We start from the raw sequence: 8,637 nt of genomic DNA, 5'->3' as shown, positions 1-8,637 counted from the left end.
TCAAATGCCTGGCCACTAGTCCGTTTAAGCGGGTTAATTATGGATAAGCGGTTGCTGTTCGGGTCGTAGGTAAACGTAGTTTTCTTACCATTAGCGCTAACGCTTTCAATAATTCGGCCTAACTTGTCGAATACTTGTCTATGCTGCTTAGCTATGGTGCCATTCATGTATTTAATGGTTTGCTTGGTGATATTGCCCATATCATCAAGCTCATACTCGATACGCTCATTAAGGCCGTTATACGTCGCCTTTAGCCTAAAAAATGCATCGTATTCGTAGTTAGTCTCAGTACCATCTGGCCGGGTAATTTTAGTGACTAAGCCGGTTGCATCGTCGTAAACATAAGTCGTGGTTAAATCGCCCGCACTGCTTTTTAAAGTGCTAGTTTTTAATCGGCCTTGCTCATCATAAGCAAGCTTGGTAACAATGCCATTGGCATCAATCAGAGTTTGAGGCAGGCCGTAATAGTCGTGAAAATCCTTACTTTCTGCCGTGTGGCCTAAGGCGTTAGTAACCTTAGTTAAATTACCTTGCTCATAGTCATAAGTGGTTATGTCCTCAACATCCTTCCGAGGGCCGTCAACTGTTTTCACCTGGCCGTGGGTGTCGTAGGTATAGTTATAAGTGAGTATTTCGGTTTGTTCCGCGTCGTTCGCGTGAACCATAGGGAGTGCACTGGTTAACCCCAACGCAATAACAAGCTTTTTAAATTTCATGCATCACCTGAATTATGTTGTTGTAGTGAGCGGTATTTTCGACGGCTTTAACAGGCTTAATGATAAGAATGGTTATCCATCCAATAGCCAGGGAGAAAAGCACAACAAGCACGTCTGTTAACTTCTGACGCTTCACTTAAAATCCTTTCTTTTGGTCGGCTTTATTGCTTCTTCTCAAGTTTTTTGTTTTTTAACTGGCCATTGTCGTAATAGGTGTACCGAGTGACTTTGTTGCCTTGGGTAACAGTCTCTGGTAACTGGAATGTAGGGTGCCAGGTGGTAGTAATAATGCGTTGTTGTGGGGTGCCTTCAGCCTCAGTGCGCGCCTTTTCTAAGCCGCGATCATCGTAATAGGTAAAGGTGGTTTTGTTGCCTAACCAATCGGTTTGTGACTTTACAAGGCCGTTGTCGTAGTAGGAATAGTTCTGATTGGCTGCAACACAGTTTGCAGACTTGTGGCCTTCGACTTTTTCAACCTTGTTACCGACGCGAAGAGTTTTAAAGTGATAGGTGGTTTTTTTGCCTAATGGGTTGGTAACAACTGTTGTATTGTTATTCTTAAACTCATAAACAAATTTGCTTACAACTGTTTTTTTATTTTCCTCTTCCGTTTCTTCTCCAACCTGGCTATAAGCAACTAAGCCTTTATCATCATACCCATAGCGGCCTAGCTCCTTACCATTCTTAAGTCGCTTGGTGAGTGCATGAGGATAGCGGGCATCATCGAATTTAAATTCGTAAGTATCGCTCTTGTGGGTAATGGTGCTTAAGTTGCCTTTGCCATCGTAGCCAAAACCAACCACATTATCTTGACCAACCAGGCTTAGAGACTCAACAACACCGTTATTCATCTGTACGTCAATTGCTGTGCCGTACTGGTCTTGTACCTGGCTAATAACACCATTGGTATAAACTAGCTTGGTAAGCTCCTTTCCAAACTGGGTGATAGCAGTTAATTGGCCACTATTATTAAAATGCAGCTTTTGCTGGCTAGCTGTATCGTGTAAAACCCATCCGTCTGAAGCTTTTACTAATTCTTGAGTAACATCAATACGGGTCCATTTATCGCCCTGATTATCCAAGTGCAAAATCTGGCCGTCTGGCATTTGTACTTTTGCTTTGTTTTCAGTGATGGCTACATGGGTATCGAGTAATGAAGTGCGATTTTTACCGAATAAACCACTAACAGCAGACTTGCTATTGTAGTGAATCGTGTTGTCTATTTTGATTTTGCCAAGAGGTAAAGCAAATGGCTGGTATTTGTTGCCTGTAGTGATATTGACGGGGTTGTTTTTATTGCCGCAGCTATCACCTAACTCCTCTTTTTCAGCTAGTTCTTTACGCTCGCGGGCTTCGCGTTCTTTTCGTTCTTCTTCAGTTTCTATGTGGTCGACTTCGTATATTTTCACAGTAGGGTGAAGGAAAACCCTGCCAATGTGTGTAATATCGCCCCCTCCCCATGTATAGCATTTGTCTTTCATCTTCATTCTATAAATTGGAGTGGTGTGGGCTTGCATATAGCTCGAAAATAAATCAAACCAATAATATGCGTAATAGTTTAATAATGAGTCTTGGGAAGGGGTGGTTGTATAGTTAATATGGTAATGGGCATAGTCAATTACACCTAAATAGTCATTTGTAAAAAAAGCTTTCACACTGGGGGCGCTGCTATTCCTTATTTCTGATCTGCAATGAACACCTCGGGGGCTTTTGGGTACATTTACCCTTTCGTTGAGGATATGGTTAATCATACTTGAGGACTCTTTAGCTGTTGCATGTCTGCTAAATCCAGAGTCACCATATATCCAGTATTTTTTTCCGTTTTCAGTACCTGTTTTTAATAATGTAAGGTTTCGGGCATAAAAGTAACCACTATCGCCTCTAGCTTGTGTAGTAGCCCATTTTAAAGCTTCTTCATGAGTGGCAAAGGGGGTAGATCGAATATCTTTATATTTTGGGCGAGGGTAGGATTCTGCTTCTGCCACTTTTGTAGCTACATAATCCGAAGCAGCAAAAGCTTGCGCCGAAAAAAGCACAGACGTACTAATACATAGCGCCAATAGGCGTTTATTTTTATCCATAGAATAATTTCCAATACTGCTAGTTAACTAGCTGGTTGTGTTTATGTGTTGGTCTTGTTGTTGTAGCGTCTAGCTACCGGGCGGGTGGAATTTGTAAGTACTAATGTGGTCTGTGGAATTGATAAAATAATGACTACATAAATCCATCTTTTTTTCCTTATTATTTATACATCATGTAATACCAATCCGATTATAAGACGACAAGCAATCAGAAAAACAGGGGAAATATTTCACTATTGTTTAACAATAATTAAATATGACTGTTATTCATAAAGTAGGTGAAAGTTAGTAGCAAAGGTGAAATATTTGGGCATTGCTACATAGTGATAGGTGTACAAAAGTTGTGCTGTCGTTGGGTTTTTGTTAGTGTTGGCCAGCCTTGAACTGGCCATAACAGTGAGGGGCAATGCTAGGAGTGCTGAGCCTCCTAGCTTTAGTTTGGTAACTGTAAAGCTGGCTTGAGCTTTAAATGAGCCCTAAACCCTTCAAAGTCTTTGTCTGAATAAAGTAGTGGTATTTTATTTTCAATACAGAAGGTGGCAATCATACAGTCAATGGTTTTCCTGACTGTAATACCCTTCTTCCTTAAAGTCCGGTAGTTTTCAGCGCTCTTAATGGCAAAGTGCTGGTTACACAAAGGATAAATATCAAGTGCTGTGAGTAGCTCTTTAGCTTTTTTAAAATCTTTATCTTGTCGAAAACCTTGGAGTATTTCTGCCAGGATTAAATCACCTATCACTACTATGTCAGTAGACAGTAGGTTGTCTAATTTGTCAGTGTGTGCTGTTTCTTTACCATTGAAGTAATCAATCCAGACGCTTGTATCAACAAGAACCACTAATTAGTCCTCATCTCATCTAGATCACCTTCCCAGCTCAGCTTGCCGCGAAACTGCTTAATCTTCTCTTGTTGCTTAAGCTTAATAAGCATCTTTAAGCCAGCTTCTACAGCATCCTTTTTGGTCTTCAGGCCAGTAATCTTAAGGGCTTCTGCCATTAAGTTATCATCAATATTGATGTTGGTTCTCATAGCCATTTACCTGTGGTGTGTATTGATTTTTAAAATTATACACATTGCAGGTATGACAAGCAAACAGTTTGGTTGATTAGTAGGCTGTCTATAGTGAGACGAAAATAAACGTGACCCCGTAGCGTTTACTGTTATGCCGCCCGATAAAACAACTTAGTATCAGCATCCTGCACAACAAGCCCGTCTCTCATTAACCAACGATAGTGCTTATCGACGGTTTTCTGACCAAGCTGGAAAGCCTTCATCATCTGCCGTTTATAGACGCCCTCCCCTACAGGCAACTTACTAACAGCCTTCTTTACAGCCTGGTACTTTTCTAAAGCTGAAGCTCGCTTGATGTTGACCACATTGGATTCAGGCAGCTGCAACTCTTGTTGTTTGGCTTCAACTGCTGGGGTGCCACTCTTTTCAGATTTCACAATCTCCAACTTGGGTGGCGTTGGTTTGGGTTTTTCCAGAGTGACACTCTTTTTCACCCTGGACTTTCTGGGCTTTGGTGGGGTGTCACCCTCTTCCGCTTTAGCAACTTTGGTAGTTTGTGGCTTTTTAACTAATGACGCTTTGAATTGATTTTCCTCGCGGATCAACTCAATAAAGAAGCTAGCGACTAGATCAAGCAATACAGCTAGCAGTATGAACACATACACCTGGACTGTAGCCTTGTCTTCACTCACTGCTGTAGCAATAGCACCCAATAGCGCAGTCATGGGCGTTTCATGGGCAACACCTACCGTATTGATCTTGTCTTGTAACTCAGAGGCTTGTTGGCGTAAAGCCTTGTTCTTTTCCTGCAAAGGCTGAGCAAAGTTCTTGATTCTGTTCAGGCTAATGTACTTATCAATCGCTTTCTGATTCTCTGCAATCTCATCAAGTAGCAACTGTCGTTGTTCAATGAGTGACACTCTTTTTTGCTCTTGCTGAGCAATGTTTGCTTGCACTCGTTGAGTGTCACTCTGTAGTCCACCTATTGAACCCAAGATGCTGGCTGTTGCCAAGGTGATAAATAAAAGAGTGGCACTCAGTGCACCCGCCCAATCTTTACGCTGCTTACGTCTTGCAATCTCTGGCAAGGCCATGAACTTGGCCAACTCAAATGCTAAAGCCAGGCCAGCAAACAACGCACTATAGTAGTTGTTCTCTGAAATGCTCCAGAACAATAAGACAGATAAAGCTATCGATAGAGTGACACTCAGAGTGGCACCCGTATAAGCAAATAAGAGTTGCAGTTTAGTTTTAGGGTGGCGGGCTATTGTTGTCATGATTAAGACTCAAGGCTTATCAGTGGTACTTAGTAGGCGTAATAATGTATTACAAATGTAATACTGGTCAAGAATAATATACAACTATTTATGTATTACAAATGTATAACATTTGATGCAGGCTTGATGTGGTAAGGGGTTGACTTAAATGTATTACATTAGTAATACATTTAAGTTTGTGCTGAAAAGCCTCTGACTAAGATATGTAATGCATATGTATTACATTGTGAGATGCGAAGCTAAGACTTGGATAGTAATAAATGTATTACTTATGTAATACAAAATTGGAAGTGCTGACAAATTAATGCATAGAGTGTATATTTGTATTACAAATGTAGTGCATAATATCAATTGAAAGTGCTCACTAAATCTTAGTAAAGTAATGCAAATGTAATACATTTATTGTGTTGGGGGTCCAGGTGGCTAAGGTTATTGCTGTTACAAATCAGAAAGGTGGGGTTGGTAAGACTACCACATGCATAAACGTTGGAGCAGAGCTAGCACGGCTTGAAAACCGTGTATTAACAATTGACTTAGACCACCAGGCTAACTTAACCAAGGTTCTAAGTGGTGGAGAGCATGAGTTTGATTTAACAGTTGCTGACCTATTCGCCAACCAAAAGGCGAAAATTGAAGATGCAATTTTACCTGCCATGTCTAATGGTAAAGAAATTGAGGGTCTGTTTTTCATCCCTTCACACATCACCTTAAGTCGAGTGATTGAGCAAAGTTTAACCAGGGTGCATAGAGAAAGAATTCTACAACGGCACTTAAAGAAAGTTATTAATCAGTTTGACTATGTTCTATTAGATTGTCCTCCTAGCCTATCATTAGGTGTTACCAACGCAATTATGGTTGCTGATTTATTTTTAATGCCTGTTGATGGTGGGCGCTTTGCTCTTGATGGCCTTAGTGATTTGTTAGATGCAATTGAAGAAGTTAAAGAAACAGAACAAGTTAACTTTGCAGTATTTAGAAATGAGTTTGCAAGCCAAAACAAGCTAATCAATGATTTTTTATCAGAGCAGCTTGAAGGTATTAACGGCAATGTGCTGAAAACAACAGTTAGAAGAGCTGAAGCTATAGGACAAGCTAGTGTCACGGCTCAGCCGTTAGCTCTTTATGCTAAAAGTGCACTGGCTAATAGAGATTATAGAGCCCTAACAAAAGAAATCTTGGATAGGGTTTGATGGAATACAAATGTAATACATTTTAGGTCTGATATGTCTAAACTTGCTGGAACAACAAAACTGGGCGAACGCAGAAATAGAGAAGTCGACGCCCCAAAAGAGAAAGAAAAGCTTACAACAGTTAAAACTAATAGGAATGTTACAACAGGTCTTTCACCTAAGCCTTTTAGACTAACTGCTGATGACATCTCAGGGCTTCAGGAGTTAACGGAAGAAATCCAGTCAATGACCAAAAAGAACATTACTGAAGCTAAAGTAATTCGTGGTTTGATAGGAATGCGAAGCAAGCTTAATAAGAAAAAGCTACTTGAGTCTATTATGGAAAATACTTGATTTGTATTTCAAATGTAATACATTTTATCTTTGTACATTCAGCCATTCTTGACTATTAGATAATTGCTGCCATCCTTATTGGTACTTCAATCTGAAACAAAACTATAAGAAGTACCAATTATGAACACCAAAAAGCTTACTCAGCTGTCTACCCAGCACCCACGCCTAACTGTTCGGACACTAGCCACCCTAATGGCCATTAATGACAATGAAGGTTGTTCTATATCTGAGCTATCTCAGTTCATGAAGGTTAATGAGAAAAACGTGGCTACTACCATTCGCCGCTTGGAAGAGGGGAGGGATAGCGGAGACGTTAAGCTAATCAAGGTCAAGCAGGATAAAGACGACAAGCGCTTTAAGCTGATTTGGCTGACTGCTAAGGGGAAGGCGTTGGTGAAGAAGCTTTAACAGAAGTTAAGATGTAGTTGGTTAAAAATGAAAATTAAGGCATTACTTATCATTATTCTTTTAGTAGCAGGCTGCTCTAAAGGAAGCAGATGCTTTTGGATGGAAAACACATCTGGTGAGTTTAAATGGGTTGATGCTGAAGCTGTTTATGGGAGAAGCCTAAGCAAATATGAGTGTTATGAGCTGGATAGCTGTGATGGCGGTCTGTCCAAATCAGGAGGTGGTTGCTATAAATGGGCTACTTCTCCTGATGCAGAAAGAGAGCCTTGGGATTAGTATTCAATCAATATGTTGGTGAAGCGGTTGTGAGTATATTCCTGTGGATCCATAGGCTTGTAGTGATGCGTTACTTATATAAGTTACTCTTTTTGATCCTTAGTACCTTTTTTCTACTGAGTTCAAAACTATCTGCATGCAGTAAGGAAGCCTACATAGTTGGGTATAGTGAGTTTTTCCCATTTATGTATACGGCGGAAGATTCAAAGGTTAAAGGGTTGGATATTGAGCTGGTAAAAAAAGTATTTGAGCAAGCTGGTTGTACGATAAAGCTTGTTAATATGCCTTGGTCTCGTATTGTTAAAGGGCTAAAAAATGGTTTGCCTGATGTAGCTTTGGTTGCTTCAAAAACCAAAGAGCGATCTATGTATGCTTATTTTTCACTGCCTTATCGAAATGAGCAAATGCGCTTCATGATTAGAAAGAACGAAGCATCAAAATGGCCAATACAAAGTTTGCATGATGTAATGAAATTTAAAATGCGAATAGCTGTAGTTTGGGATAACTGGTTTGGTGGAGAATTTGCCAAGCTTAAGGAAAATAAGGAATTTAAAAAATTAATTAGTAATGTGACTGAAGATTCGGATCGTTTTTCTATGCTTCTTTCAAATCGAGCTGATGCTGTATTACATGATAAAATATATCTAAAAGCGATGGCACAAAAGTTAGGTAAATTAAGTGAGGTAGATTTTTTGCCATTTGTTGTCAATGATGCGCCTGTTCATTTTATGTTTAGTAAGAAGACAACACCACAAGATGACTTGGCTTTAATTAATCAAAAGCTAAAAGAGTTTAAAAAAACACCTGAATATGAGAGCTTGTTTGGTGAGATGAAAACGCACTTTCATAAAGACTAATATAGCTATCAAGGCTGCTGCTGTGTAGAGCTAGAACAAGCTAGCTGACTGCCTAAGATAGGCGTTGGTGAAGCGTATATAGAGAAAACACTACCTTTTGTCATATTCTTTGAGCCTTTCATTTGATAGGTGACTTACATCCCAGTTTCTTTGGTGGATAAAGTTATGATTAAGTCTCGTTATTAGTGAAAAAGGATTCAATATAATGACAAGAAGTACCTCACCCCAACCAATTCGTGGCCGTATTCCTAAACCAGCACCAAAACCTGAGCCTACAACACCAAGCAACTTTTAAGCAGATTTTCATCTCAATAATTGGTTGTATGCTTCATCTAGAAATGGAGCTTTACCAATTAGGCTTGCTTGGCTGACTGCTAAGGCGTTGGTGAAGTGGTTAGGGTGAAAGACATCTTTGTTGCAGAAAGTAGGCAAACTTAAGACTGTAATAGTCTACTCTTAGTAAGTGTTTGGGTGTCTCAAGGCAGTAA

Annotated in this window: 10 protein-coding genes and 1 pseudogene; 5 read left to right on the top strand and 6 right to left on the bottom strand. The window is 39.9% G+C overall.

From position 1 onward, the window contains the following. The 6 genes and pseudogenes from ORQ98_RS25495 to ORQ98_RS25470 form a co-directional block, all read right to left on the bottom strand. Positions 1 to 716: pseudogene (locus tag ORQ98_RS25495) on the bottom strand (hypothetical protein); the annotation flags it as partial. Further along, complete coding sequence (locus ORQ98_RS25490; protein ID WP_274691649.1) at positions 706 to 852, bottom strand: hypothetical protein; 147 nt, start codon at positions 850 to 852, stop codon at positions 706 to 708. The gene ORQ98_RS25490 and the pseudogene ORQ98_RS25495, both read right to left, overlap by 11 nt. Positions 853 to 877: 25 nt before the next feature. Next, positions 878 to 2,797 (bottom strand): DUF6531 domain-containing protein, encoded by a 1,920-nt coding sequence (locus ORQ98_RS25485; protein ID WP_274691648.1) that lies wholly within the window; start codon positions 2,795 to 2,797, stop codon positions 878 to 880. Between the two features lie 433 nt (positions 2,798 to 3,230). Further along, a complete protein-coding gene (vapC, locus tag ORQ98_RS25480; RefSeq protein WP_274691647.1) occupies positions 3,231 to 3,635 on the bottom strand; it encodes a type II toxin-antitoxin system VapC family toxin in 405 nt (134 codons plus the stop codon). Continuing rightward, positions 3,635 to 3,826 (bottom strand): type II toxin-antitoxin system VapB family antitoxin, encoded by a 192-nt coding sequence (locus tag ORQ98_RS25475; protein WP_274691646.1) that lies wholly within the window; start codon positions 3,824 to 3,826, stop codon positions 3,635 to 3,637. The genes vapC and ORQ98_RS25475 overlap by 1 nt, the downstream gene beginning before the upstream one ends. 131 nt (positions 3,827 to 3,957) lie before the next feature. Then, a complete protein-coding gene (locus tag ORQ98_RS25470) occupies positions 3,958 to 5,085 on the bottom strand; it encodes a hypothetical protein (protein ID WP_274691645.1) in 1,128 nt (375 codons plus the stop codon). A gap of 419 nt (positions 5,086 to 5,504) precedes the next feature. On the opposite strand from ORQ98_RS25470, the gene ORQ98_RS25465 reads away from it, so the two are divergent. The 5 genes from ORQ98_RS25465 (at position 5,505) to ORQ98_RS25445 (ending at position 8,149) form a co-directional block, all read left to right on the top strand. Next, the gene (locus tag ORQ98_RS25465) at positions 5,505 to 6,275 is read left to right on the top strand and encodes a ParA family protein (protein ID WP_274691644.1); all 771 of its coding nucleotides are present in this window, start codon (positions 5,505 to 5,507) and stop codon (positions 6,273 to 6,275) included. Positions 6,276 to 6,308: 33 nt separating this feature from the next. Continuing rightward, entirely contained in the window at positions 6,309 to 6,608 is a 300-nt protein-coding gene (locus ORQ98_RS25460; protein ID WP_274691643.1) for a hypothetical protein, read from the top strand. 120 nt (positions 6,609 to 6,728) lie between these two features. Beyond that, entirely contained in the window at positions 6,729 to 7,016 is a 288-nt protein-coding gene (locus ORQ98_RS25455) for a MarR family winged helix-turn-helix transcriptional regulator (protein WP_274691642.1), read from the top strand. Between the two features lie 99 nt (positions 7,017 to 7,115). Then, positions 7,116 to 7,292 (top strand): hypothetical protein, encoded by a 177-nt coding sequence (locus ORQ98_RS25450; RefSeq protein ID WP_274691641.1) that lies wholly within the window; start codon positions 7,116 to 7,118, stop codon positions 7,290 to 7,292. After that, a complete protein-coding gene (locus ORQ98_RS25445; RefSeq protein WP_274691640.1) occupies positions 7,283 to 8,149 on the top strand; it encodes a substrate-binding periplasmic protein in 867 nt (288 codons plus the stop codon). The genes ORQ98_RS25450 and ORQ98_RS25445 overlap by 10 nt, the downstream gene beginning before the upstream one ends. The last annotated feature ends 488 nt before the right edge of the window (positions 8,150 to 8,637 follow it).

Origin of the sequence: Spartinivicinus poritis, from assembly GCF_028858535.1 — a bacterium.
GTDB lineage: Bacteria > Pseudomonadota > Gammaproteobacteria > Pseudomonadales > Zooshikellaceae > Spartinivicinus > Spartinivicinus poritis.
Note: the sequence above shows the minus strand (reverse complement) of the source record. Positions and strands in the feature narration are given on the sequence as shown.

What these genes read in the sequence shown, in the direction of transcription:
- ORQ98_RS25460 (WP_274691643.1), top strand. Translation starts at nt 6,309, where the DNA reads ATGTCTAAACTTGCTGGAACAACAAAACTGGGCGAACGCAGAAATAGA.
- ORQ98_RS25455 (WP_274691642.1), top strand. Translation starts at nt 6,729, where the DNA reads ATGAACACCAAAAAGCTTACTCAGCTGTCTACCCAGCACCCACGCCTA.
- ORQ98_RS25450 (WP_274691641.1), top strand. Translation starts at nt 7,116, where the DNA reads ATGGAAAACACATCTGGTGAGTTTAAATGGGTTGATGCTGAAGCTGTT.
- ORQ98_RS25475 (WP_274691646.1), bottom strand. Translation starts at nt 3,826, where the DNA reads ATGAGAACCAACATCAATATTGATGATAACTTAATGGCAGAAGCCCTT.
- ORQ98_RS25470 (WP_274691645.1), bottom strand. Translation starts at nt 5,085, where the DNA reads ATGACAACAATAGCCCGCCACCCTAAAACTAAACTGCAACTCTTATTT.
- ORQ98_RS25485 (WP_274691648.1), bottom strand. Translation starts at nt 2,797, where the DNA reads ATGGATAAAAATAAACGCCTATTGGCGCTATGTATTAGTACGTCTGTG.